This window comes from Kerstersia gyiorum (assembly GCF_048595715.1).
GTDB classification, from domain to species: domain Bacteria; phylum Pseudomonadota; class Gammaproteobacteria; order Burkholderiales; family Burkholderiaceae_B; genus Kerstersia; species Kerstersia gyiorum.
In genome coordinates this window covers 571125-595919 of record NZ_CP169556.1, presented here as the reverse complement: position 1 = coordinate 595919, position 24795 = coordinate 571125, and the positions used below count along the sequence as shown (strand labels likewise).

22 protein-coding genes are annotated in these 24795 nt (G+C 65.2%); 14 read left to right on the top strand and 8 right to left on the bottom strand.

Features of this window, described 5'->3' with window-relative positions:
• Positions 1-12 precede the first annotated feature (12 nt).
• From ACEW7X_RS02625 to ACEW7X_RS02575, 11 genes are all read left to right on the top strand, one after another.
• On the top strand, positions 13-1452 hold the full coding sequence (locus ACEW7X_RS02625; RefSeq protein ID WP_068374346.1) for a glutamine synthetase family protein: 1440 nt from the start codon (positions 13-15) through the stop codon (positions 1450-1452).
• 9 nt (positions 1453-1461) lie between these two features.
• Complete coding sequence (locus ACEW7X_RS02620) at positions 1462-1785, top strand: 2Fe-2S iron-sulfur cluster-binding protein (RefSeq protein WP_068374349.1); 324 nt, start codon at positions 1462-1464, stop codon at positions 1783-1785.
• Positions 1782-3050, top strand: a complete 1269-nt coding sequence (locus ACEW7X_RS02615; protein WP_068374351.1) for an NAD(P)/FAD-dependent oxidoreductase — start codon at positions 1782-1784, stop codon at positions 3048-3050. The genes ACEW7X_RS02620 and ACEW7X_RS02615 overlap by 4 nt, the downstream gene beginning before the upstream one ends.
• A gap of 72 nt (positions 3051-3122) precedes the next feature.
• Entirely contained in the window at positions 3123-4325 is a 1203-nt protein-coding gene (locus tag ACEW7X_RS02610; RefSeq protein ID WP_083969735.1) for an ABC transporter substrate-binding protein, read from the top strand.
• A 15-nt stretch (positions 4326-4340) separates the two neighbouring features.
• Positions 4341-5201, top strand: a complete 861-nt coding sequence (locus ACEW7X_RS02605; protein WP_420177572.1) for a branched-chain amino acid ABC transporter permease — start codon at positions 4341-4343, stop codon at positions 5199-5201.
• Positions 5198-6160: a branched-chain amino acid ABC transporter permease gene (locus tag ACEW7X_RS02600; RefSeq protein WP_068374357.1), complete on the top strand. Its 963-nt coding sequence runs from the start codon at positions 5198-5200 to the stop codon at positions 6158-6160. Before ACEW7X_RS02605 ends, ACEW7X_RS02600 begins: the two co-directional genes overlap by 4 nt.
• The gene (locus ACEW7X_RS02595) at positions 6157-6933 is read left to right on the top strand and encodes an ABC transporter ATP-binding protein (RefSeq protein WP_420177571.1); all 777 of its coding nucleotides are present in this window, start codon (positions 6157-6159) and stop codon (positions 6931-6933) included. The genes ACEW7X_RS02600 and ACEW7X_RS02595 overlap by 4 nt, the downstream gene beginning before the upstream one ends.
• Positions 6923-7690, top strand: a complete 768-nt coding sequence (locus ACEW7X_RS02590; RefSeq protein WP_420177570.1) for an ABC transporter ATP-binding protein — start codon at positions 6923-6925, stop codon at positions 7688-7690. Before ACEW7X_RS02595 ends, ACEW7X_RS02590 begins: the two co-directional genes overlap by 11 nt.
• On the top strand, positions 7687-8412 hold the full coding sequence (locus ACEW7X_RS02585; RefSeq protein ID WP_420177569.1) for a type 1 glutamine amidotransferase: 726 nt from the start codon (positions 7687-7689) through the stop codon (positions 8410-8412). The genes ACEW7X_RS02590 and ACEW7X_RS02585 overlap by 4 nt, the downstream gene beginning before the upstream one ends.
• A gap of 121 nt (positions 8413-8533) precedes the next feature.
• On the top strand, positions 8534-9094 hold the full coding sequence (locus ACEW7X_RS02580) for a DUF924 family protein (protein WP_068374369.1): 561 nt from the start codon (positions 8534-8536) through the stop codon (positions 9092-9094).
• A gap of 179 nt (positions 9095-9273) precedes the next feature.
• Complete coding sequence (locus tag ACEW7X_RS02575; RefSeq protein WP_068374371.1) at positions 9274-12000, top strand: DUF3141 domain-containing protein; 2727 nt, start codon at positions 9274-9276, stop codon at positions 11998-12000.
• 268 nt (positions 12001-12268) lie between these two features.
• On the opposite strand, the gene ACEW7X_RS02570 is transcribed toward ACEW7X_RS02575, so the two are convergent.
• The 3 genes from ACEW7X_RS02570 to tkt form a co-directional block, all read right to left on the bottom strand.
• Positions 12269-13483 (bottom strand): phosphoglycerate kinase, encoded by a 1215-nt coding sequence (locus ACEW7X_RS02570; RefSeq protein ID WP_068374374.1) that lies wholly within the window; start codon positions 13481-13483, stop codon positions 12269-12271.
• Positions 13484-13611: 128 nt separating this feature from the next.
• Complete coding sequence (gap, locus tag ACEW7X_RS02565) at positions 13612-14622, bottom strand: type I glyceraldehyde-3-phosphate dehydrogenase (protein ID WP_068374377.1); 1011 nt, start codon at positions 14620-14622, stop codon at positions 13612-13614.
• Positions 14623-14640: 18 nt separating this feature from the next.
• The gene (tkt, locus tag ACEW7X_RS02560) at positions 14641-16686 is read right to left on the bottom strand and encodes a transketolase (protein ID WP_068374380.1); all 2046 of its coding nucleotides are present in this window, start codon (positions 16684-16686) and stop codon (positions 14641-14643) included.
• A 252-nt stretch (positions 16687-16938) separates the two neighbouring features.
• Between tkt and ACEW7X_RS02555 the strand changes: the two genes are divergently transcribed.
• Both ACEW7X_RS02555 and ACEW7X_RS02550 read left to right on the top strand, forming a co-directional pair.
• Positions 16939-17682, top strand: coding sequence for a 16S rRNA (uracil(1498)-N(3))-methyltransferase (locus ACEW7X_RS02555; RefSeq protein ID WP_068374382.1), 744 nt, complete (start codon positions 16939-16941; stop codon positions 17680-17682).
• A gap of 283 nt (positions 17683-17965) precedes the next feature.
• Positions 17966-18646 carry a M48 family metalloprotease gene (locus tag ACEW7X_RS02550; RefSeq protein WP_127775527.1) on the top strand — a complete coding sequence of 227 codons (681 nt, stop codon included), beginning with the start codon at positions 17966-17968 and terminating at the stop codon, positions 18644-18646.
• A gap of 167 nt (positions 18647-18813) precedes the next feature.
• Here the strand turns inward: ACEW7X_RS02550 and ACEW7X_RS02545 are convergent, their stop codons facing one another.
• The 3 genes from ACEW7X_RS02545 to ACEW7X_RS02535 form a co-directional block, all read right to left on the bottom strand.
• Positions 18814-19563 (bottom strand): tetratricopeptide repeat protein, encoded by a 750-nt coding sequence (locus tag ACEW7X_RS02545; RefSeq protein WP_278859239.1) that lies wholly within the window; start codon positions 19561-19563, stop codon positions 18814-18816.
• 183 nt (positions 19564-19746) lie between these two features.
• On the bottom strand, positions 19747-20928 hold the full coding sequence (locus ACEW7X_RS02540; protein WP_420177904.1) for an MFS transporter: 1182 nt from the start codon (positions 20926-20928) through the stop codon (positions 19747-19749).
• Positions 20928-22118, bottom strand: coding sequence for a serine hydrolase domain-containing protein (locus tag ACEW7X_RS02535; protein ID WP_420177568.1), 1191 nt, complete (start codon positions 22116-22118; stop codon positions 20928-20930). The genes ACEW7X_RS02540 and ACEW7X_RS02535 overlap by 1 nt, the downstream gene beginning before the upstream one ends.
• 117 nt (positions 22119-22235) lie before the next feature.
• Between ACEW7X_RS02535 and ACEW7X_RS02530 the strand changes: the two genes are divergently transcribed.
• Complete coding sequence (locus tag ACEW7X_RS02530; protein WP_415359093.1) at positions 22236-23168, top strand: LysR family transcriptional regulator; 933 nt, start codon at positions 22236-22238, stop codon at positions 23166-23168.
• A 28-nt stretch (positions 23169-23196) separates the two neighbouring features.
• Here ACEW7X_RS02530 and ACEW7X_RS02525 read toward each other — a convergent pair whose 3' ends face one another.
• Both ACEW7X_RS02525 and ACEW7X_RS02520 read right to left on the bottom strand, forming a co-directional pair.
• On the bottom strand, positions 23197-24027 hold the full coding sequence (locus ACEW7X_RS02525) for a sugar phosphate isomerase/epimerase family protein (RefSeq protein ID WP_415359092.1): 831 nt from the start codon (positions 24025-24027) through the stop codon (positions 23197-23199).
• A gap of 147 nt (positions 24028-24174) precedes the next feature.
• Complete coding sequence (locus tag ACEW7X_RS02520) at positions 24175-24792, bottom strand: NIPSNAP family protein (RefSeq protein ID WP_068374396.1); 618 nt, start codon at positions 24790-24792, stop codon at positions 24175-24177.
• Between the last annotated feature and the right edge of the window lie 3 nt (positions 24793-24795).

The following is a 24795-nucleotide window of genomic DNA, read 5'->3' as shown; positions in this document are numbered from 1 at the left end:
AGGGTAGCCAACATGGCCAGTTTTGTTGAACGCTTCAATCTCTGGTCGGAAGACCAGCAACGTCAGGCAGATGAACTTGCCGCGCGTTTTGCCGCCGGCGGCGTGGACACCGTCCGCTTCGCCTGGCCGGATCAGCACGGCATTCTGCGCGGCAAAACACTGGTCGCGGCAGCGGCTGGCGCGGCGCTGCGCAACGGGGTGAACCTGACGTCCACGCTGCTGGCCAAGGACACCTCGCATAAAACGGTCTTTCCCGTGTTCTCCAGCAATGGCGGCTTCGCCATTCCCGGCCTGCAGGGCGGCGCCGATGTGACCCTGGTGGCAGACCCTTCCACCTTCTGCATGCTGCCCTGGGCGCCGCGCACCGGCTGGATTCTGTGCGACGCCTATATGAGCGACGGGACGCCCTGTCCCTTCGGCACGCGGCAGATCCTGCAGCGCGCCATCCGCGAACTGGATACCCTGGGGCTGGATTTCATCGCCGGGCTGGAGGTCGAATTCCATGTTTTCCGGCTGGACGATGCCCGCATGGGCCTGGAAGACTCCGGCCAGCCGGGTGAGCCGCCGCGCGTTTCCCTGCTCACGCACGGCCACCAGTATCTGACCGAGCTGCGCTATGACCGGGTCGATGACCTGATGCAATTGCTGCGCACGCAATTGCTGGCGCTGGGCTTGCCCCTGCATTCGCTGGAAATCGAATTCGGCCCCAGCCAGTTCGAACTGGTCTTCGGCCCGACCCGCGGCCTCGCCCCCGCGGACACCATGGTGCTGCTGCGCAGCGCCATCAAGCAGATCTGCCTGCGCCACGGCTACCACGCCACCTTCATGTGCCGGCCGCGCATCCCGAATGTCATGTCCAGCGGCTGGCACCTGCATCAATCGCTGTGCCGCAAGGATAATGGCGCCAACGCCTTCATGCCGGACACCGATGAGCATCCGCTCAGCCCCTGCGGCATGCATTACCTGGCCGGGCTCAAACAGCACGCGCGCGGCGCGGCCCTGTTTGCCAGCCCGTCGGTCAACGGCTTCCGGCGCTACCGCCCCTTCTCGCTGGCGCCGGACCGCGCCATCTGGGCCCGCGACAATCGCGGCGCCATGCTGCGTGTGCTGGGCGGCCAGGGCCAGAATGCCAGCCGCATCGAAAACCGCGTGGGCGAACCGACCGCCAACCCCTACCTTTACCTGGCGGCGCAGATTTTCTCCGGCCTGGACGGCATCGCGCGCCAGCTGGACCCCGGCCCCTCTGCCGACGCCCCCTACGAAACCGCAGCGGAAAATCTGCCGCGCTCCCTGCCGGAAGCCATGGCCGCGCTGCGCCAGGACACCGTGCTGACCCAGCAGATCGGCCCGGCCTTCATCGACTACTACTGCCATATCAAACAGGCCGAGCTGGACCGTTTCAACCTCGAAGTCAGCGAGTGGGAACAGCGCGAATACTTCGATATGTTTTAAGGCGATAGCATGCCCACCATCCACTACATCCTCAAAGACGGCAGCACCCGCAGCATTACGGCCAAAGCCGGTGCCAGCGTCATGGAAACCGCCATTCACAACAACATACGCGGCATAGATGCCGAGTGCGGCGGCTGTTGCTCTTGCGCGACCTGTCATGTCTATGTCGCCGATGCCGATATCAGCCGCCTGCCGGCGCCGGACGACATGGAAGACGAACTGCTGGACGGCGTGGCCAGCGAGCGCCAGCCTGGCAGCCGCCTGAGCTGCCAGTTGATTCTGACAGATGCGCTCGACGGCCTGACCGTGCGCGTCCCCGAGAGCCAGTCATGAATCCCGCCGGCTCCGCGTCATCCTCTTCGCGCCCGCCGCCGCTGGTGATAGTCGGCGCCTCTTATGCCGGCACGCAGCTGGCCGACAGCCTGCGCCGCCTGGGTTATGACGCGCCCATCATCATGCTGGGCGACGAGGCCCATGCGCCTTACCAGCGCCCGCCGCTGTCCAAGGGCCTGCTAAGCGGCAAAAGCAGCGCGGCCAGCCTGGCGCTCAAAGGGCCGGATTTTTTCCGCGAACAGGACATAGAACTGCGCCTGGGCACGCGTGCCGTGGCCCTGGATCCGGGCCGCCAGACACTTTCCCTGGCCGATGGCTCAGCGCTGCGCTATGGCGGCCTGGCTCTGGCCACCGGCGCCCGCTGCCGCACGCTGGCCCTGCCTGGCGCCAGCCTGGCGGGGGTGCATAACCTGCGCACACTGGATGATGCGCTCGCCCTGGATGCCGCTCTGTCCGGAGCCAGCCGCGCCTGCATTATCGGCGGCGGTTTCATTGGCCTGGAAGCCGCGGCGGCGCTGACGGGACGCGGGCTGAAGGTCACGCTGATCGAAACCCATCCCCAATTGCTGGCGCGCAGCCTGCCCGCCGCCATGGCCTGTTATCTGGAACAAAAACAGCGTGATGGCGGTGTGGATATCCGGCTGGGCCAGGGTGTCCGCCAATTGCGCGGTGCGGCTGGCCGTGTCACCGGCGTGGAACTGGCCGATGGCAGCGTGCTGGATTGCGATCTGGTCGTGCTCGGCATCGGCGTGCAGCCCAATGACGAACTGGCCCGCCAGGCCGGTATCGCCTGCGACAACGGCATACTCACCGACGCCTTGGGCCGTACCGATGCGCCGCATGTCTATGCCATCGGCGACGTTGCCAATGCCTTGCAGCCCGAGGTACCCGGCATGCCGCGCCGCTTGCGCCTGGAGTCCATTCAGGCCGCCAATGACGGCGCCCGCGCCCTGGCCTCCGCGCTGGCGGGCAGGCCCGAACCCTATACCGGCGCGCCCTGGTTCTGGAGCGATCAGTTCGCCCTCAAATTGCAAATGGCCGGGCTGGCGCTGCCGGGCGACGAAACCGTCATCCGCGGCGATATGGCCGCGGACCGTTTCAGCGTGTTCTATCTGCGCAACGGCCGCATTGCCGCGGCGCATTCCATCAACCGTCCCGGCGAGCATATGCTGAGCCGGAAACTCATCAGCGCCGCGATTCCCGCCACGCCGGAGATGCTGCGCGACGAATCCTTCGATCTCAAGCATCTGGCTGCCAGCGCCTGACGCGTCTGCCGGTATCACAACAACGATTCACCCGCCTTCTTTGTCCACCAACAGCCACAACGGAGTTCCCCCATGAAAATGAGCAAGAGAACCTTGATCGGCGCCGCCCTGCTGTCCTGTATTGGCGCAACCTTCGGGTTGCCGGCACAGGCTGAAGAGCCGCTGAAAATAGGCATGATCGCCAGCTACTCCGGCCCCTATGCCGACTATGGACGCCAATTCGATGCCGGCGTCGAGCTGTATCTCAAGGAACACGGCGGCAAGATCGCCGGCCGCCCGGTGCAAATCATCCGCAAGGACACCGCCGGTGCCGCGCCCGATCTGGCCAAGCGCTACGCCCAGGAACTGGTGGTCCGCGACAAGGTGCAATTGCTGACCGGCCTGGATTTCAGCCCCAACGCCTATGCCGTCGCCCCGATTGCCACGCAAGCCAAAGTGCCGGTGCTGGTCATGAACGCATCGTCCTCGGCCATCACCAATAGCTCGCCCTATATCGCCCGCCTGTCATTCACCGTGCAGCAGGTTTCCGACCCGATGGCGCGCTGGATGCTGGAAAACGGCGTGAAGGAAACCATGATTGTGGTGGCCGACTATGCCTCGGGCACCGATGCCTACACGGCTTTCAAGAATGCCTTTGAAGCGGGCGGCGGCAAGGTGCTGGGCGAAATCCGCACGCCCATGTCCAACCCCGATTTCTCGGCCTATGTCCAGCGCATCAAGGACGCCAAGCCGGAATCCGTCTTCTTTTTCTTCCCCTCAGGCGTCATGCCCCCCGCGTTCCTGCGCGTCTGGAAAGAGCGCGGCCTGAGCGAGGCCGGAATCAAGCTCTTCGCCACCGGCGAAGCCACTGACGACAGCTTTCTGGATGCCACTGGCGACATCGCGCAGGATTTGATTACCAGCCACCATTACTCCTACGCCCACCCGTCGGAAAAGAACCAGAAGTTCATCCGCGATTTCGAGGAAAACTTCGGCACGTCCCTGCGGCCCAATTATTTCGCCGCCACCGCCTATGACGCCATGGCCGCGTATGACCTGGCGCTGGCCGCGACCGGCGGCGACACCGACGGCACCAAAGTCATGGATGCCCTGGCCGGCCTGAGTTTCGAAAGCCCGCGCGGCCCGATCCAGATCGACCCGGAAACCCGCGACATCGTGCAGACGGTCTATATCCGCAAGACGGACAAAGTGGACGGCAAACTCGTGAACGTCGAGTTCGACGCCTATGAGAACGTGAAAGACCCTGCCAAGGCAGACGCCGCCAAAGGCAAGTAAGGCAGGAGCATCTCGATGGCGACAGTGATTTTCGATGGAGTGGCCTACGGGATGCTCCTCTTCCTTTTGAGCGTCGGGCTGTCCGTGACCATGGGGCTGATGAATTTCGTCAACCTCGCGCACGGCGCCTTCGCCATGGCTGGCGGCTATGCCGCCAGCTTTGCGATGCAGCGCTACGGACTGGATTTCTTCAGTTCGCTGGCCCTGGCCTTCGTCGCTGCCGCCTTGTGCGGCGCCGTCCTGGAGCAATTGTTTTTCCGGCGCCTCTACCGCGCCCATCCGCTGGACCAGGTGCTGTTTTCCATCGGCCTGGTTTTTGCCGCCACGGCGGGCGTGACCTATCTGTTCGGCCCGTCCATGCAGCCCTTCCGCATGCCCCCGGCCCTGGAAGGCCAGATCACCCTGCCCAGCCTGGATATCAGCCGCTACCGGCTGTTCCTGGTACTCGCCGGCCTGGTCATCTGGGGTGGACTGCTCCTGCTGCTCAACAAGACGCGCTACGGCGCCATGGTGCGCGCCGCCGTGGACAACCAGCGTGTTGCAGCGGGCACGGGCATCCACGTCAAGCGCCTGTTCTTCCTGACCTTTTCGTTCGGCTGCGGCCTGGCCGGCGTGGGCGGCGCCCTGAGCCTGGGCGTCATCGGGCTGGAACCGGCATTCGCGCTGAAGTACCTGGTGTACTTCCTCATCGTGGTTTGCGTCGGCGGCGCTGGCACCATCACCGGCCCGTTCATCGCGGCGCTGCTGCTGGGCATTGTGGATGTCGCCGGCAAATACTACCTGCCCGAGGCAGGTTCATTCCTGATCTACGTCTTCATGGTCGCACTGCTGCTGTTGCGTCCCAACGGCATCATTCCACGCAAGGGGCTGGCATGAAAAAGCTCTCGATTCCCCAAGACCGCCTGCCCTGGCTGGAAGCCCTGTTCTGGCTGGCGCTGGCCGCCGGCAGCCTGCTGCTGCCCGACCGCCTGACGCTGCTGAGCCAGATCCTGATCTTTGGGCTCTTCGCCGTCTCGCTGGATATCGCGCTCGGCTATGCCGGCATCCTGACCGTCGGCCACGCCGCCTTTTTCGGCCTGGGCGCCTATGCCGCCGGCCTGCTGGCCAAACACGGCTGGGCCGAACCGTTCTCTGGCCTGCTGCTGGCCTTCGCCGTCTGCGCGCTGGTGGGCTATCTGCTGAGCTATCTGGTCGTGCGCGGCTCAGATCTGGCGCGCCTGATGATCACCATAGGCGTGTGCATGCTGCTGGCCGAACTGGCTAACCGCCTGAGCAGCATCACCGGCGGCACCGACGGTTTGCAAGGCATAGAAATGTGGCCGGTATTCGGCTATTTCGAGTTCGACCTCTGGGGCAAAACAGCCTTCTTCTATAGCTTTGCCGTCGTGCTCGGGGTATTTCTGCTGGCCCGCCGCATCATCCGTTCGCCCTTCGGCCTGGCGCTGCGCGGCATCCACGACAACCGCAAGCGCATGCGCGCCATCGGCTCACCGGTCGAACAGCGGCTGCGCATGGCCTATTGCTTCTCGGCCGCCATTGCCGGCGTCGCCGGCGCCCTGCTGGCCCAGACCACGCAATTCGTCGGCATCGAGTCCATCGGCTTCAACCGTTCGGCAGAAATCCTCATCATCCTGGTGCTGGGTGGCACCGGCAGGTTGTATGGCGGCATGATAGGCGCCATCGTCTACATGGTGCTGCACGACGCCTTTGCCGAACTTAACCCGGAATTCTGGATGTTCTGGATCGGCATCTTCCTGATGGCCATGGTCATGCTGGGCCGTGGCGGCATTCTTGGCCTGTTCTCGCGCCTGTTCACTCTGGGGAAAGCACGATGAAACCGCATGGCAGCACTCTGCCCCTGCAAACCCGGGGCCTGGGCATACGATTCGGCGCCTTTGCCGCCGTCAATGACGTCAATCTGCTGCTGGAACCTGGCTCGCGCCAGGCCCTGATCGGGCCCAACGGCGCCGGCAAGACCACGCTGATCAACCTGCTGACCGGTGTCCTGCGGCCCAGCAGCGGCAGCATCATGCTGGGCACGCGAGACATCACCCAGCACTCCTGCGACCAGCGCGCCCGCGTCGGCCTGGTGCGCACGTTCCAGATCAACACGCTGTTCCCCAGCCTGACGCCGCTGGACTCCATCGTGCTGGCCATCTGCGAGCGCGAAGGACTGGGCGCGAACTGGTGGCGCAGCCTGCGGCGCATGCCCGGCATCCACGACGAGGCCCATGAGCTGCTGGGCCGGCTGCGGCTCGACGGCGTCGCCACGACGCCCGTCACCGAACTGGCCTACGGCAAGCAGCGCCTGCTGGAAATCGCGCTGGCCATGGCCGCCAGGCCGCACATCCTGCTGCTGGACGAACCGGCGGCAGGCATTCCGGAGGACGAAAGCGGCGAGCTATTCGAAGTCATCGCCGCCCTGCCCGACGACATCAGCATCCTGTTCATCGAACATGACATGAACCTGGTATTCCGCTTCTCCAAACGCATTTCCGTCCTGGTTTCCGGCAGTATCCTGGCCGAAGGCAGCCCGGCGGAGATCATGACCGACCCGCGCGTGCGGGAGGTCTATCTCGGCACCACAGGAGTTCCCCATGCCTGCTGATGCGCTGGTTTTCGACGCCGTGACGGCCGGCTATGGCAATGCCGTCATCCTGGACCGCCTCAGCCTGACGCTGCCGGCCGGGCAAAGCCTTGCCATCCTCGGGCGCAACGGCGTCGGCAAGACGACGCTGCTGGAAACACTGATGGGCAATACGCGGGTCATGGGCGGCGCCATCCGCTGGCACGGCGCCGATATCACCCTGGCGGCGCCGCACCGGCGGGTGCGCGCCGGCCTGGGCTGGGTGCCCCAAGAACGCGAGGTCTTCCCCTCCCTGACTGTCGAGGAAAACCTGAGCACTGTCGCCCGCCCCGGCCCGTGGCACCTGGCACGTGTCTATCAGCTGTTCCCGCGCTTGCGGGAGCGCCGCGGCAACTACGGCAACCAGCTGTCCGGCGGCGAACAGCAAATGCTGGCCATCGGCCGGGCCCTGATGACCAACCCGCGCATGCTGCTGCTGGACGAACCCATGGAAGGACTGGCCCCCATCATCGTGGAAGAGCTGGCGCGCGCCATCATGCAACTGTGCGAAGAAGACGGTCTGCCTTCCATCATCGTGGAACAGCATCCAGTACTGGCCCTGTCCATGACACACCAGGCGATCGTGCTGGAACGCGGCGCCGTCTGCCATGCCGGCGCCAGCCGTGACCTGGCGACCGACGGCGCGCTGCTGCAACGCCTCTTGGGCGTCGGCATGCCGCAAGAGGCCGTCACGGCCAGCCCGCCCCCAACCCCGAGGCCCATGGAATCCGCCCGATGAAACCTGTCGCGATTTTTCAGCATACCGAAGTCGGCGCGCCCGGCTCGGTGCCCGCCATCCTGGACGAACTGGGCATTCCGCACCGCCTGATCAGCATCCTCGATGGCGACGCCGTCCCCGCCCGGGCAGACGCCTATGCCGGCATGATCTTCATGGGCGGCTATATGAGCGCGCATGATCCGCTGCCCTGGCTGGCCGAGGAAAAGGCCCTGATCCGGCAGGCTGCCAGCTTGCGGATTCCGCTCTCCGGCCACTGCCTCGGCAGCCAGATCATGGCCGCCGCCCTGGGCGGCGAAGTCAGCCGCAACCCCCGTCCGGAAATCGGCTGGGGCCGGATCACGGCCACGGACGATCCCCAGGCTGAACAGTGGCTGGGCTGCCGTGCCGGGCAAAGCGTGCTGACATTCCAGTGGCATGGCGACACTTTCTCCCGCCTGCCGCCGGGCGCCCGGCTGATTGCCACCAGCCCACACTGCGCCCATCAGGGCTACGTGCTCGACGGCATCCATATCGGCATGCAGTCCCACCTGGAAATGACCCCGGCGCTGGTGCAGCTCTCGCTGGAACGCAACGGCGCACAGCTGGAGCGCGAGCTGGCCGCCGACAATCCGGCCGTCAGTTCACCCAGCGCCACGCTGGCGGACCTCGAAGACAAGACCCGGACGCTGCGCGAGACGCTGTTCACGCTGTATTCGCAATGGGTGCGGCATTTGCATCGCTGAACGCATATGTAACCGCTGTTGCTCACCGCCGCGGCGACAATCTCCATCCATGACTCGCCTGGCCGGCAAATCCCGCTATGATGGCAAAGGATATCTATGCCACCCTCCGCAGGGAGTCTTCATGCTCGATCACGATAAGCAAGCCAGCGCCACACCGGACCAGGTCATCGCCTTCTGGCGCGAAGCCGGTCCCGCCTTGTGGTTCGCCAAGGATACGGATTTCGACAGGCGCTTCAGCCAGGCCTTCATTGCCGACCACCTGGCGGCCGCACGGCGCGAACGCGACCCCTGGATGGATACCGCTGAAGGCGCGCTGGCCCTGCTGCTGTTGCTGGACCAGTTCCCGCGCAATGCCTTCCGCGGCACCGCCCATATGTTCGCCACCGACCCGCTGGCGCTGTTCTACACGGAGCAGGCGCTGGCCTTCGGCCACGACCTCGCCATCGAGCCGCAACTGCGCCCCTTCATGTACCTGCCGCTGGAGCACGCCGAAGACCTCGAAGCGCAGATACGCTGCGTGGCGCTCTGTCAGCCGCTGGGCGGCGAAACCCTGCGTTATGCGGAAATCCACCACGACATCATCAGCCGCTTCGGCCGCTTTCCGCATCGCAACGCCATGCTGGGCCGCGTCACCACCACCGAGGAAGATGCCTTTCTGCGCGCCGGTGGTTTCGGCGGCTGACAACGGCGCACCAAAAACCAGGAAATCTCCGGGAAATCCGAAACTTAGCCGGTTTTTCCGGCTTTTACGATATTGATGTTGCATTGCAATATTTTCTGCGATGTAATCGCAGGAGAGGTACGCATGTCCCGCTGCGCCGTGAGCCGACCGGCGCCGTCCTGATCATTACGGAGTCCGCCATGCCCACCAGCCAAAGCGCGCAAGCCAAGGCGCAGGAAGCCCAATCCCAAGATGCATCCCAGGCCAAGGGCGCGCCCCTGACCTCCCTGTTTTCCCTGACCCCCTGGTCCGCCGCCATGGCCTACGCTGTCGACGCCTGGCAGCGCAGCGTGCTGTATGCGGACGCCATGCGCCAGCGCGGCAACCAGTACCAGGAACACATGGCGCAACAGGAACCGAACGTCCTCAGCATGCAATCAGAGGTCATCGCCCGTGGCAATACGCTGCCGCGCCCGGTGAACTACATGCTGTCGCGCATCATCCCGCCCGAAGGCGTGGTCATAGACCCGCGCAAGCGCCCCTTCGTCGTCGTCGATCCGCGTGCCGGCCACGGCCCGGGCATCGGCGGCTTCAAGCCGGAAAGCGAATTGGGCGTAGCCATCCGTGCCGGGCACCCCTGCTATTTCGTGGGTTTCCTGCCTGATCCTGAACCGGGCCAGACCGTCGAAGACGTGATGCGCGCTGAAGCCTTTTTCCTGGAAACCGTCATTGCCCGCCATCCCGAAGCGGAAGGCAAGCCGGTCGTCATCGGCAACTGCCAGGCCGGCTGGCAGGTCATGATGACCGCTGCCATGCGCCCCGAGTTGTTCGGCCCCATCATCCTGGCAGGCGCGCCGCTCTCCTACTGGGCCGGCTGGCGTGGCATGAACCCGATGCGCTACCTCGGCGGCCTGCTCGGCGGCTCGTGGCTGACGGCGCTGACCAGCGATCTCGGCCATGGCAAATTCGACGGCGCCTGGCTGGTGCGCAACTTCGAATTCCTCAATCCCGCCAATACGCTGTGGGACAAGCAGTACCACCTGTACGCCAATATCGACACCGAAACCGAGCGCTACCTGGGCTTCGAGAAATGGTGGGGCGGCCACGTGTACCTGAATGGCGACGAGATCCAGTACATCGTCGACAACCTGTTCGTCGGCAACCGGCTGTCCACCGCCGAGCTGGTCACCAGCGACGGCATCCGCCTGGACCTGCGCAACATCCAGTCGCCCATCATCGTGTTCTGCTCGCGCGGCGACAACATCACCCCCCCGCCCCAGGCGCTGGGCTGGCTCACCGATGTCTACCAGAACGACGAGGAAATCCGTGCCCACGGCCAGACCATCGTCTATGCCGTGCACGAAAGCATCGGCCACCTGGGCATCTTCGTGTCCGGCAGCGTGGCGCGCAAGGAACACCAGGAATTCACCAGCAACATCGACCTGATCGACGTACTGCCCACAGGCATCTACGAAGCCATCATCCGCGACAAGCAGAACGATACGCCCAACGCCGACCTCACCGACGGCCCGTATATCGCCAGTTTCGAACGCCGCAAGCTCGACCAGGTACGCAAGATCATCGAACCCATCCAGGAAGACGACCGCCGCTTCGCCACCGTGGCGCGCCTGTCGGAAATCAACCTGGGCCTGTACCGCCGCTTCATGCAGCCCTGGGTGCAGCTCTGGGCCACGCCCACCGTGGCCGAGACGCTGCGCGTGCTGCATCCTTTGCGCCTGCAGTACGAAGCCTTCAGCGACAAGAATCCGCTGGCGGAAAGCACGGCGAAACTGGCGGAGAAAGTCCGCGAAGAGCGCGTGCCGGTGGCTGCCGACAACATTTTCCGGGTCTGGCAGGAAATCCTGTCGCGCAGCGTTTCCTCGGGCCTGGACATCTGGCGCGTCACCCGCGACGATATCGTCGAGCAACTGTTCATGACGGTGTACGGCTCGCCCCTGGCGCAGACGCTGGCAGGCCTGGGCGCCCACCCCGAAGCGCCGCCGCGCAAGCACCCCGGCGTCTCGCCGGAACACCGCGACTTCGTCAAGCAGACGCTGGCAGACCTGCGTGCCCAGGTCAGCCGCGGCGGCCTGCGCGAAGCCTGCATCCGCATGCTGGTCTATGTCGGCCATGGCGAAGGCGCCATCGACGAGCGCAATTTCAACCTGATCCGCCGCCTGCGCGTCGACCACGACAAGAGCATGACGCTGGAGCGCTTCAAGGAAATGGTGCGCGAACAGGCCCTGATGATGATGCTCGATATGCATGGCGCCATCCAGAGCATGCCTATCCTGCTGTCGCAAGCGTCGGAAGAAAACATCCGCCAGGCGCTCGAGCAGATGATCCGCGTCGTGACGGCAGCAGGCGACAAGCTTGGCGAAACCAGCCAGGCCCGCCTGGAAGAAATGCGCGCCATTTTTGAATCCGCCGCCGACCGTGCCGCACGTTTCCCGATCCTGGGCAATGCCGCATCGGCCAGCAGCCAGCAGAGCCGCCTGGCTCAGGCCACCGAAACGCAGCCCATCCCCGGCCTGGAACCGGCGCCCTGGGCTACTGCCAAGACCAATGGCGGGCAGCCGGCCCAGCCTGATCCCAAGCCGGAGCTGGGCGCTGCGCTGGATGATGCGGCCCCGTCCCCGAGTGCCGCTGCCGTGGCCGCCACGCCCCAGGCTGCCCCGGCCGCCAAGGCCAGCGCCCCCGTCAAGCGTGCGCCTGCCAAGGCGCCGGCACGCAAGACCGCCACCAAAACAACGGCAGCCAAGGCGGCCGCTCCTGCCCCGGCAGCAAAACCGGCACCCGCAACGCCGGTTCCCCAGCCGCCAGCCGCCGCACCGGCCAGCCCGGCCCCGGTGCAGCCAGCTGCCGCACCAGCAAAGACACCTGCCAGCCCCAATCGCGCCACCCGACGCGCCCAGCGCAGCAAGTAGTCCCGCCTGCCGGTTCGGCCCTGACAGCGCCGCTTTCGCAAGGAAGCAGCGCTTTTTCGTGGCCATCAGCGTGGCCATCCGGCCAGTTCATGCCGGATATCCGGTACACAGACATTTCGCTGGCAGTGCAGATCGGCGGTGCGATCAGTGGCGACACGGCGCGGCAATGCAGCCCGTACGCCGTCCGGCTAGCTGACGGCGCGCTGGAAAACAGACCTGCCGCGGCTGGGTCGCCCCGGCCGCGGTAGGCAGTGTCACTCAAGGCAGATCAGGCGCTGGCGCGTTGCTGCAGGATATCCACGGCAGGCAGTACCTTGCCTTCGAGGAATTCCAGGAAAGCGCCGCCACCAGTAGAGATATAGCTGACATCACCGGCAATGCCGAATTTGGCAATGGCTGCCAGCGTGTCGCCGCCACCGGCGATAGAGAACGCGGGAGATTCGGCGATGGCGCGGGCGATGACTTCCGTTCCCTTGGCGAAGGCATCGAACTCGAATACGCCGACCGGGCCGTTCCAGACGATGGTACCGGCCTGCTTCAGGATGCCGGCCAGCTGTTCAGCGGATGTCGGGCCGATGTCCAGGATCAGGTCGTCGGCGGCGACGTCATCGACGGACTTCACCGTGGCTTCTGCATCGGCGCCGAATTGCTTGGCGCACACCACGTCCACCGGAATGGGAACCGCCGCGCCACGCTGCTGCATACGCTCGATCACGGACTTGGCCTGGCCGACCTGCTCCGGCTCGGCCAGCGACTTGCCGATGGGCTTGCCCATGGCCAGCAGGAAGGTGTTGGCAATGCCGCCTCCCACCACCAGTTGGTCCACCTTGTCGGCCAGGGCTTCCAGGATGGACAGCTTGGTCGAGACCTTGGAACCGGCCACGATGGCCACCAGCGGACGTGCCGGGGCTTGCAGCGCGCGGCCCAGGGCCTCCAGTTCGGCCGCCAGCAGCGGGCCGGCGGCGGCCACCGGCGCGAAGCGGGCGATGCCATGCGTGGTGGCCTCGGCACGGTGCGCCGTGCCAAAGGCGTCGTTGACGTATACATCGCACAGCGCCGCCATCTTGCGCGACAGGTTTTCGTCGTTCTTCTTCTCGCCCGGGTTCACCCGGCAGTTTTCCAGCAGCACGACGCGGCCGGGCTGGACTTCAACACCGTCGATCCAGTCCTGCACCAGCGGCACTTCCACGCCCAGCAGCTGCGACAGGCGGCGCGCCACCGGCGCCAGACTGTCTTCAGGGTTCAGTTCACCTTCCTTGGGACGCCCCAGGTGCGACGTCACCATGACGGCAGCGCCGGCGTCCAGCGCCAGGCGGATGCCGGGCACCGAAGCACGGACGCGAGTGTCTTCGCTGATGTTGCCTTCGTCATCGAAAGGCACGTTCAGGTCGGCGCGGATGAAGACACGCTTGCCGGCCAGTTGGCCGCTGGCCGCCAGCTTTTCCAGCGTAAGCACGGCGAGCGTGGAGGGAGTCTTGGACATGGATGGCTCCGGATGCAATGGGAAGACATGAAAAAGCCCGCTGCCTCCACGCCCCGCCTGGGGGAGCGCACAAGACAGCGGGCGTAGCGGCGTGCAGGCTCAGGCCGGCAGGCGCCCGTGAGTTTGCGTTAGGCCGCGTTCATCAACGCAACGGTGGTGTCCAGCATGCGGTTGCTGAAGCCCCACTCGTTGTCGTACCAGGACGACACCTTCACCAGACGGCCGTTGACCTTGGTCAGCGTGGCGTCGAAGGTGCTGGAAGCCGGGTTGTGGTTGAAGTCCACCGAAACCAGCGGCTCGGTGTTGTAGGCCAGGATGCCCTTCAGGGCGCCTTCCGAGGCTTCCTTCAGGATGGCGTTGACTTCTTCCACCGTGGTGTCGCGCTCGGAGATGAAGGACAGATCGACCAGCGACACGTTGATGGTCGGAACGCGGATGGCATAGCCGTCCAGGCGGCCATTCAGCTCGGGCAGCACCAGGCCGACCGCGGCGGCGGCGCCGGTCTTGGTCGGGATCATGCTTTGCGTGGCGGAACGGGCGCGGCGCAGGTCTTCGTGGTAGACGTCGGTCAGCACCTGGTCATTGGTGTAGGCGTGCACAGTCGTCATCAGGCCGGTCACCAGGCCCAGCTTGGCGTGCAGCGGCTGCACCAGCGGAGCCAGGCAGTTGGTGGTGCAAGAAGCGTTGGAAATCACCGTGTCGGTGGACTTCAGCACTTGGTGGTTCACGCCATACACGACGGTGGCGTCGACATCCTTGCCGCCGGGTGCAGAGATGACCACTTTCTTGGCGCCACCCTTCAGGTGGGCGCTGGCCTTTTCCTTGCTGGTGAAGAAGCCGGTGCATTCCAGCACCACGTCCACGCCCAGCTCGCCCCACGGCAGTTCAGCCGGGTTGCGGTTGGCCAGCACGCGGATGCGATCACCGTTGACCACCATGCTGTCGCCATCGACCGACACGGTACCGGGGAAGCGGCCATGGGCGGTGTCGTATTGCGTCAGGTGGGCATTGGTCTTGGGATCACCCAGGTCGTTGATGGCCACGATTTCGATATCGTGTTTCTTGCCACCTTCGTAGTGTGCACGCAGAACGTTGCGGCCGATACGGCCGTAGCCATTGATGGCGACGCGAATGGTCATGACAGTAATCTCCTTGATTTACAGAATGCGTTGAACAGCGGCTGCCACATTCTCGGCAGTCAGGCCGAAATGCTTGAAAAGGACTCCTGCCGGCGCCGATTCACCATAGGTGTCGATGCCGACGACCGCGCCACGGCGGCCGACATACTTGTGCCAGAGCGCCGTGCTGCCGGCTTCCACTGCCACGGCGGGCAGGTCGACGGGCAGGACGGCATCACGCCAGGCCTGGTCCTGGGCGTCGAAGACCTCGGTGCAGGGCATGGAAACGACGCGCACCGGAATGCCTGCTTCGGCCAGTTGCTTCTGTGCTTCCAGTGCCAGCGCCACCTCGGAACCGGTGGCGATGATCACGGCGCGGGCGCCTGCGGCGTCACGCAGCACATAACCGCCACGCGCCACGGCCGCGAGCGTCTCGGCATCGCGTTCGATGAAAGGCAGGTTCTGGCGCGACAGCAGCAGCGCGCTGGGGCCGCCGGCATGAACGTCCATGCCGATGCTGGCCGGACGCGTGACAGCGGTATTCCAGGCCACCACGGTTTCCACCGTGTCGGCCGGACGCCAGACATGCAGGTTGGGAATCAGGCGCAGGCTGGAGGCATGCTCGATGGACTGGTGGGTCGGGCCGTCTTCGCCCAGGCCGATGGAGTCGTGCGTGAAGACGTGCACCACGCGTTGCTTCATCAGCGCCGCCATGCGGATCGCATTGCGGGAATAATCAGAGAAGGTCAGGAAGGTGCCGCCGAAAGGCAGGAAGCCCCCATGCAGCGCCACGCCATTCATGATGGCGGCCATGCCGAACTCGCGCACACCGTAGTTGATGTGGCGGCCGCCCTGCACACCATGTTCGCCCGCGCGGACGGCGACAGCGCCCTTCCAGTCGGTGAAATTGGAGCCGGTCAGGTCGGCCGAACCGCCCAGCATTTCAGGCAGCAGTTCGACCAACGCCGTGATGGCCTGTTGCGAGGCCTTGCGCGTGGCAACCGTCTGCGCTTCGGCAACCGTGCGTTGCAGCAGTTCCTGCAGGCGTTGCTCAATGCCTTCCGGCAGCTTGCCTGCCAGGCGGCGCTGCAATTCAGCGGCTTCGGCAGGGAAAGCGGCGGCATAAGCGTCAAAACCGGCCTGCCATTGCGCCTGCTGGCTGGCGCCACGGGCGCGTGCGTCCCAGGCGGCGTAGACATCGGCAGGCACTTCGAACGGCGCATGGTTCCAGCCGATGGCAGCGCGGGTGGCAGCAATTTCGTCCGCACCCAGCGGCGCGCCGTGCACCTTTTCGGAACCCGCCAGCTTGGGCGAACCCTTGCCAATAACAGTACGGCAGATGATCAGCGTGGGGCCGGCACCGGCCTCGGCATTGCGGCGAGCCTGCGCCAGCGCGGCGTCGACAGCATCGACGTCATGGCCATCGACAGCACGGATGACGTTCCAGCCGTAGCTCTCGAAACGCTTGGCGGTGTCGTCGGCGAACCAATGCTCGACCTTACCGTCGATGGAGATACCGTTGTCGTCGTACAGCGCGATCAGCTTGGACAGGCGCAGCGTACCCGCCAGCGAGCAGACCTCGTGGGAAATGCCTTCCATCAGGCAGCCGTCGCCCAGGAACACATAGGTGTTATGGTCGATGATGGCATGGCCGGGGCGGTTGAATTCTGCTGCCAGCAGCGCCTCTGCGAGCGCCAGACCCACGGCGTTGCCCAGGCCCTGGCCCAGCGGGCCGGTCGTGGTTTCCACGCCCGGGGTGATGCCGACTTCCGGGTGACCCGGCGTACGCGAATGCAGTTGGCGGAAGTTGCGCAGTTCTTCGATGGGAAGATCGTAGCCCGTCAGGTGCAGCAAGGCGTAGATCAGCATGGAGCCGTGGCCATTCGACAGCACGAAGCGATCGCGGCCAGCCCATGCCGGGTCGGCCGGATTATGACGCAGATGGCGCAGCCAGAGAGCCTGCGCAATTTCCGCCATGCCCATGGGGGCACCCGGATGGCCGGAATTGGCCTGTTGCACGGCATCCATGGCCAACGCGCGCACGGCGGCCGAAAGGACGGACGGGGAAGCTGAAGACTCGGTCATCGACTCACTCTCATGCGGCACGACACCCCGGAAGGCGCGTGGCCAGAAGCCTAAGGAATAACCGGAGATTTTAACATCGCCATCAGCCGCTGCCTGCGATTGCGGCCAAGACAGTCCGTCAGCCCCCATTCCGTGTCGGTTCACCTGGCCCGACAGCCCCCCGGTTGCCGTCGCAAAGGACTGCGGCGCGAGCGCTCCGGAGCGGCAAATGACGCTAAGATGGCAGCGCCTCCGGTTTTGCTTCCCGCCGTCATGTCCGCTCCACGCTTTTTCTGTTCCGCCGAAATCCCGCCCCACAGCCGCTTCCTGTTGCCGGACGCACCGGCGCACCATGCGCTGCGCGTGCTGCGCCTGCGCCAGGGCAGCCCCATCGTGCTATTCGACGGCACTGGCGGCGAATATCCGGCAACGCTGGATATCGACGGCAAGCAGGCCTATGCACTGACCGGCCCGCACCTGCCCCGGGAAGCGGAACTGCCCGGCCGCATCGTGCTGCTGCAAGGGCTGCCGTCGGGCGACAAGATGGATTGGGTCATTGAGAAAGCCGTCGAGACCGGCGTCAGCGCCATCGTGCCGGTCGCGGCCCAGCGCAGCGTGCTGCAGCTGGAAGGCGAACGCCTGGAAAAACGCCTGGGCCGCTGGCGCGGCATTGCCACGTCGGCCAGCGAACAGTGCGGCCGCAACCGCCTGCTGGAAATCGCCCGGCCGTGCTCGCTGGCACAGGCGCTGGCCAGCCTGGCCCCGGGCCTGGCCCTGTTCTGCCACCCGGATGCCGATACTGCCCTGGCTGCCAGGCTGCGCCAGGCGGGCCCTGGCGCAGCCGACACGCTGAGCCTGGTCATTGGCCCCGAAGGCGGCTGGTCCGACACAGAACTGGAACTGGCGCGCCGCCATGGCGCCCATCCCGTCAGCCTGGGTGCCAGGGTGATGCGCACGGAAACCGCCGGCATCGTACTGGCCGCCGCATGCAGCGCCCTGCTGGGCTGGCTGGACTGAGTCACGGCAAGGACGGGAACCGGCAGGCTGCTGCCATCAAAAAAGTGACCGCCCGACATACCAAACGGGCCTGCCGGCTCTTACACATCTGTTCACATTCGGCGTCCGGCCAGGATAGGCAGACAGCGCGGCAGCGTGGTTACACTTCCGCCGTTACATTCGCCTGCCGCCTGGAACGCCCCGTGCGTCCGGTGGCGTCTACCATCTCCTGGAGAGTTCCATCGTGAAGTTCCGCTATCCTGCCGCCCTGATTCTTGCCGCCGCCCTGGCCGGCTGCGCCAATATGGACCCGAACGCCCTGCTGTCCGCCGGTTCCAGCGCCTATACCGCTGCCAGCCTGAGCGATAGCGACATCGTCGAACTGTCTGATGCCGCCTGCAAGCAAAGCGATGCGGAATCGCAGATCGCCCCCGCCTCCAGCGCCTACACCAAGCGCCTGAACCGCGTCATGCGTGGCTTCGGCCCCGTCACGCTCAACGGCCAGAGCATCAACTACAAGGTCTATATGACCAACGATGTGAATGCCTGGGCCATGGGCAACGGCTGCATCCGAGTCTACAAGGGTCTGATGGACATGATGACCGACGACGAACTGCGCGGTGTGATCGGCCACGAAATGGGCCACGTCGCCCTGGGCCACAGCAAGAAGGCCATGCGCACGGCCTACGCCGTCAATGCCGCCCGTACCGCAGCGGCCGGGTCGGGCAACAGCACGGTCTCCGCGCTGAGCCAATCGGAACTGGGCAACCTGACCGAAGCCCTGATCAACGCGCAGTTCTCCCAGAGCCAGGAATTCGAGGCCGACGACTACTCCTTCGAGCTGCTCGGCCAGAAAGGCATGAACCGTCTGGGCCTGGCTACCGCCTTTGAAAAGCTGGCGGAACTCGATGGCGGCGAAAGCAGCATCATGAGCTCGCACCCGTCCTCTCCCGAACGCGCCCGCCGCGTACGCGACCGCCTGTAAACGCACAGCGGCCATGCAGGACAACGCCGCATCGGCGCCCTGCATGGAATCCACGACTGGCACCCGCCACGGCGCCATGAAAAACGGCCTCATTCGAGGCCGTTTTTGCATCCCGTGCCACCCAGGTCAGCGCAGTTCTTTGTATGTTTTTGTTTCCAGAACAGGGCTCAGCGCCGTCCGGAAAACGCGGTTTCCAGTCGCCGCAACTGCTCACGGTGCATGTCCCGCTGCGCACGCGACCAACGCGCAATGACGGTCTTCAATTCCGCGTGCAAGGCGTCGGCAGTGGTCCAATCCCCCTGGCCCGCGGCCCAGACCGCATATTCCGCCCGGCTTTCGAAACTGCCGTGGCGCGTGACTGACTCCTGGAATTGAGAGCGGGCCAGGGCCACGTCGCCCTGGGCGGCATAGGCACGCGCCAGCAACAGACTGACCGCATCGGCGCGGAACTGCGGATTCGCCTGGCGGATAGCTTGCAAATACCTGATGCAGGTCTGCGTTTCCTGCGCGGCGAAGGCCGCCTGGGCGGCCAGCCAGGAAATCTCCGCATCACCCGAGAACACGCCGTTGAGGCAGCCCTCGAACAGTTCCAGCGCCTGCTTGGGCTGACCGGCTTCCAGCAAGGCGGTCGCCAGCCGGATCTGGTTCTGCGCCGTCGGCGTGTAATCGTAGGCCTGTTGTGCCGCCCGCAGCTCGCGGCCGGGGTCCAGGGTCTTGACCGCTACCGCAGCCACCTTGCCCGCATGATGGGTCAGTCGCGACTCCGGCAGATAAATGGCAAGGAAGTAAATGACGCTGCCCAGCAGGGGAAAGGACAGCAAAATGAAAATCCAGAAAATTTGCTGGCGTGTGCGGACCGCATGCACTGCGAAGAAAATGGCGATCAGCAGATGCAGGCCCAGACCGATATAAGGCATGAAGATTCCTATGGCACGAAGGAAGGAAGCGGTTTGGGCAGGCATTTTAAAGCAGGGTTCCGGGAATACCCGGACCGGCTTACGTAACAAGAAGTCTGAAAAAGTCTGTCTGCCCCCACCATTTCCAGCGGCCTGGCCTGTATGCCAGGCCGCTGTGCCCAGATCGCGCCGAACCGGCGGGCGCTACAGCGCAGCCACCGGAAAACCATGGCAACGGCCGCGCCAGACTGCAATCAGCGCCACGGCCAGCAGGCCCAGCAGCACCGGGGCGAAAGCCCCTACCCCAAACTGGCTGAGCAACATGCCGCCAGCCACGCCTCCCCCGGCAATTGCCAGGTTCCAGGCCGTCACCAGCATGGACTGCGCCACATCTGCCGCCGGCCCGGCTGCCTGCGCCAGCGCCGTCTGGAACAGGGTCGCCACGCCACCGAACGCCAGCCCCCAGACCGCCACCGCGACATACACGACGGCGGGCCCGCCCCAGGCGGGGCCGACAATGCCCAGCACCAAGGCCGACACACCGAACAACAGCGTGCTGGCGATGGTCAGGCGGCGTAGATGCCGGTCTATCAGCATGCCCACGATCCAGATGCCAGGCAAGGAAGCGGTACCGAAGACCAGCAGCACCACGTCGGTCTGCTTCACCATGTCCGCTGCCGCCAGGAACGGAGCAATATAGGTAAAAAGGATGTTGTGCGCCAGCACGAACGCCAGGGTGGCGCACAGCACGATCCGGACGCCGGGCATGGTGAACACCCGGGCCAGAGGCAGGCGGGTGCCGGCCGCCTGTCCCGGAAAATCCGGCAGGCGCAGGCGCACCCAGTACATCAGCGCCAGGGCCAGGCCACTCATGATGCCGAAACTCATCCGCCATCCGAACTGCTGGCCCAGGAAAGTGCCTGCCGGGATGCCGATGGAAAGCGCCAGCGGCGCTCCCACCATGGCAATTGCGATGGCCCGGCCTTTGAGATGGTCGGGAACCATGCGCGCCGCATAGCCTGCCAACAGGGCCCAGAGCAGGCCCGCAGCGACTCCCGCCAGGAAACGCGCCGCCATGGTCAGGCCATAGCTGGTGGAAAACGCGGTCACGGTATTGGCGATGACAAAACCGGCGATCGCCGCCAACAACAAGGGCCGGCGGCGCATGCCCTGCGTGATGGCCGTCAACGGCATGGCAGCAACCAGCGAACCGATGGCGTAAATGGTCACGGTCTGCCCTATCCAGGCCTCGGACACAACCAGCCCCTGCGCCATCTGCGGCAGCAAGCCCGCCGGCAGGGCTTCGGTCAGCACCGTAATGAAAGCCCCCATGGCCAGGGCGAGCAAGGCAGCAACAGGCATGCGATCTCCAGTGGCAGCGGCCATCATTCCTGCTCCAGCGAGAGATAGACGGCATCGCGCAAATCGTTCACGAAGCGCCCCGACATGCCTTCGTACAGCGTATTGGTGAAGGCCACCACGCTCAAGCCGCGCGCCCTGTCCACGAACCACGAATGCCCATAGGCGCCGCCCCAGCGCCAGGTGCCGGCGGACTCCGGGGAGGCCGCCAGCGCCGGATCGCGCAGTACCGAAAAGCCCAGGCCGAAGCCCAGCCCCGGCGCATCGGGCAGCGTCAGGCCTGCCGTCTGATCCCGTCCCATTTCCTCTACCAGACCGCCGGGAAGCAGGCCGTTGCCATCCTGCCGCAGGCTTTCCAGCAAACGCAAAAAGTCGCCCGCGCTGCCTGCCATGCCCCCGCCCCCGGACGGAAATGCCTGCGGGTCCAGGATACGCGCCGGGCTGAACCGGATACCTGCCATCCCTTCGAGGTGCGCTACCTGCTCACCTTCCTGGAGGCGATGCGGCCTGGGCTGGTCGTTAACATAAGCGGTCGCCAGGCGTTCCGGCCCTGGCACCAGGAAACCGGTATCCTCCATGCCCAGCGGGCCAGTCACCAGCGCCCGCACCGCCGCGTCCAGCGGGCCGCCCCACACCTGCTCGATCACGGCACCCAGGACATCAGTGGCAAGCGAGTAGCCCCAGGAAGTGCCAGGTTCGTAATACAGGGGCACAGAGGCCAGGCGGCACAGGTTTTCCGCCAGGCTGATGCCAGATGCGTCCATGCCATCGGACACGCCCGCAAGTGCATAAGGGCCCTGGGCATCGGCCTCGAAAAAGCGGTAGCCCAGACCGGCGGTATGGCTCAGCAATTGCCTGGGCGTCAGCACGGCCTCGCGGCCATCGGCCAGGCGCGGCCGGAATCCCGGCAGCCACTGCGCAATACCATCATCCAGCGCCAGCTTGCCCTGGGCCACCAACGCCAGCGCCGCCACCGAGACAATGGGCTTGCTGACCGATGCCAGACGGAACACCGTATCAACCGACATCGGCAGCCCGGCCTCGCGATCCCGCCAGCCGACGGCCTGCTGATGCAGCAATTCACCAGATCGGGCTACCAGCACGACAGCACCGACCAGACGCTGCTCGTCGAGCGCCTGCTGCACCGCTGCCTGGATACGGGTCGAAAAACGCGTGTCGGCCGCACCGGCACGCAAGGGAAATAATGGGGAAGTCACGGGGAATCCTTTGTTCTACCAATCGCCCCCTCACGATAGAGAACCCCGCATTAAAGAAAAAGAGGCTACATTTCCATTTTGAAAGGACATTAATGTCCGCAATCAACCGGGTGGAAATTGGATAGTCTCAACGGTTTCATGGTGTTCGTACAAGTGGCCGAAACCCGCAGTTTCGTCGCAGCCGGCCGCCTGCTGGGGGTGTCTGCCTCTGCCGTTGGCAAGAGCGTGGCGCGGCTGGAGGAGAAGCTGGGCGTCAGGCTGTTCCACCGCAGCACTCGCAACGTCGCACTGACTGCCGAAGGCACGCTGTTCCTGGAACGCAGCCGGCGCATCCTGGCGGAAATCGAGGCAGCAGAACAGGAACTGTCGCAAGCCAGCAGCGCCCCGCGTGGCCGCCTGCGGGTCAGCCTGCCTTCGGCCAGCTCCCTGATCCTGCCCGTCATGGGCGAATTCATGCGCCAGTACCCGGACATCGAGCTGGACCTGGACTTCACCGACCGCCTGGTCAATGTGATAGAAGAAGGTTTCGATGCGGTGGTCAGGACCGGCACGCCTACCGATTCCCGCCTGTCGGCGCGCAAGCTGGGCAATTTCAGCGCCCTGCTGGTGGCCTCGCCGGCTTACCTGGCCCGCGCAGGCGCGCCAGCACTGCCGCAGGACCTGTTGCAGCACCGCTGCCTGCACTATCGCTACCCGAACAGCGGCAAGCTGGAAAAATGGCCGCTGCGGCTGGCGCCGGGCGAACCGGAACTGCAATTGCCGAATTCGATGATCTGCAACAACCTGGAAACGCGGCTGTGCTTCGCCCTGCAGGGACTGGGCATTGCCTATCTGCCGGATTTTGCGGTCCAGGAGCATCTGGCTGACGGACGTCTACAGCCCGTGCTGTCCGAGCACATGGCCTGCTCCGGCGTCTTTCATGTGCTCTGGCCGGCCAGCAAACACCCTTCGCCGAAGGTGCGGGCATTCGTTGATTTTCTATGCGCCCGCGTCTTTCCCAAGCCCGGGCCGGCGGCCCGCAAGTCGGGCAGGTGCGCAACCCCCCGTTAACCGTCGGGCGCACGCCTGCCCTGCACGCTCAGTGGCGTGCCGCCACCACGCGCTTGGCGGCATCCAGCGTCATGGCCGCCCATTCCACCGGGCTCAGGTGCGCACGTGATTGTGTCGGCAGTTCCACACTGACCGGCAGCCCCTCGGGCAGGCTGTTCCACAGGCCCTGGACGTCGATACCGCCCTCGCCCGGCAGCAGGCGCTCGATACGGCCGGCGTGGATATAGTCTTCCAGCGTCGGATTCTCGATGGCAGGTGCGTCGCAGATCTGCGCGTATTGCATCCATTGGCGGGGCAGCGCACGCACATCTTCGAGCGTCGTGGCGGAACGGCCGAAATGCAGCGCATCAATCAGGATGCCGCCGTTTTCCGGCTCGCCGGCCTGCTGCACCATGCGGTAGGCGTCATTGAGGTTTTTCACAGCGGTCCAGGGCATGAATTCCACATTGGGACGCAGGCCATAAGGCAGGGCCGCCTCGCAGAAACGCGCATAATTATCGGCGCGGCGCTGTTCGTCCTCGTCGTCCACGCCGACCAGGATGGCCTTGCCGCCCAGCCTGGCGCCGGTTTCCAGGAACGCCTGATAGGCATCGGGCTGGAAGCCCGCATTGATGCGGACGATTTCCAGGTCGAAAACGCCCACGCCGGTATCTTCCATGCGCGCCAGCGTTTCGCGCAGCATGGCTGCATCTTCCATCAGGTTATAGGCCGGGCCGCCCGGGGCGGCGGGCAACAGGCGCAGGCCGGCGAAATCGTAGCCGGCCCGGGCCGCCACGCTGATCACTTCAGGTGGCGTCTGGGCCAGGACCGTCAGGTGGGCCAGGGAATAAGGGGGAACCACAGGCTTGTTATCAGTCATGAAACTTATCTCCTCCAGGAAATGCAGCGCCACGGCCCGGCACGCGCTCTGCGGCGCGGGATAGCCAGCGCCGGGCTTGGCGTCCGCCACGATCCGGCTGCAAAAAGGCGCCCTGGGGCGCCCCGTCTCCGGCGTGCCGGATACGCTTTACTTCAGCGGCGAAATGGCCATGGGCACGAAGACTTGCGAGTACATGTCCGTCGTGAGCCAGTCCGGACCGCCCTTGGGCGGCCAGATGCCTTGCTTGACCGCATCGGCACGGGCCTTGGCGCGTTCGTTCAGGTCGGCATACGGCCACACCTGGGTGAAGCGCGGCTCACCATCCAGCGCGTACATGGCCGCCAGGCAGGGCGACACTTCGGCGCGCGCCGGCAGGGCGCCTTCCCAGGCGGCCAGGGTATGCGGCAGGCCGCCGGTCTTGAACTTGTAGGTGCGGATCTCGTACACGCCGCCATAGGCGCCGGCTTCGGGCGCGGACAGCCAGGGGAAGCCCTTGTAGCTTTCCCATTCGAGCTTGACCATGAGTTCGGCGGCACCAAAGGGGTTATCGCTTTCCAGGCCGCGCTGGCGCTCGGCCAGCAGGTCTTCTGCCGTGTCGAAGCTGCGCAGGATGGCGATCTGGTTCAGGTCGCCGATATCCGAAAACCACACGCCATGCAGCGTGCCGCGCGCGCCAGGTGCATTCACATAGGCCTGTATGCCTTCGGCCGCCTTGGCTGCCGTGCCGAAGCGCACGGTGATCTTTGCCAGTTCATAGAACATCATCAC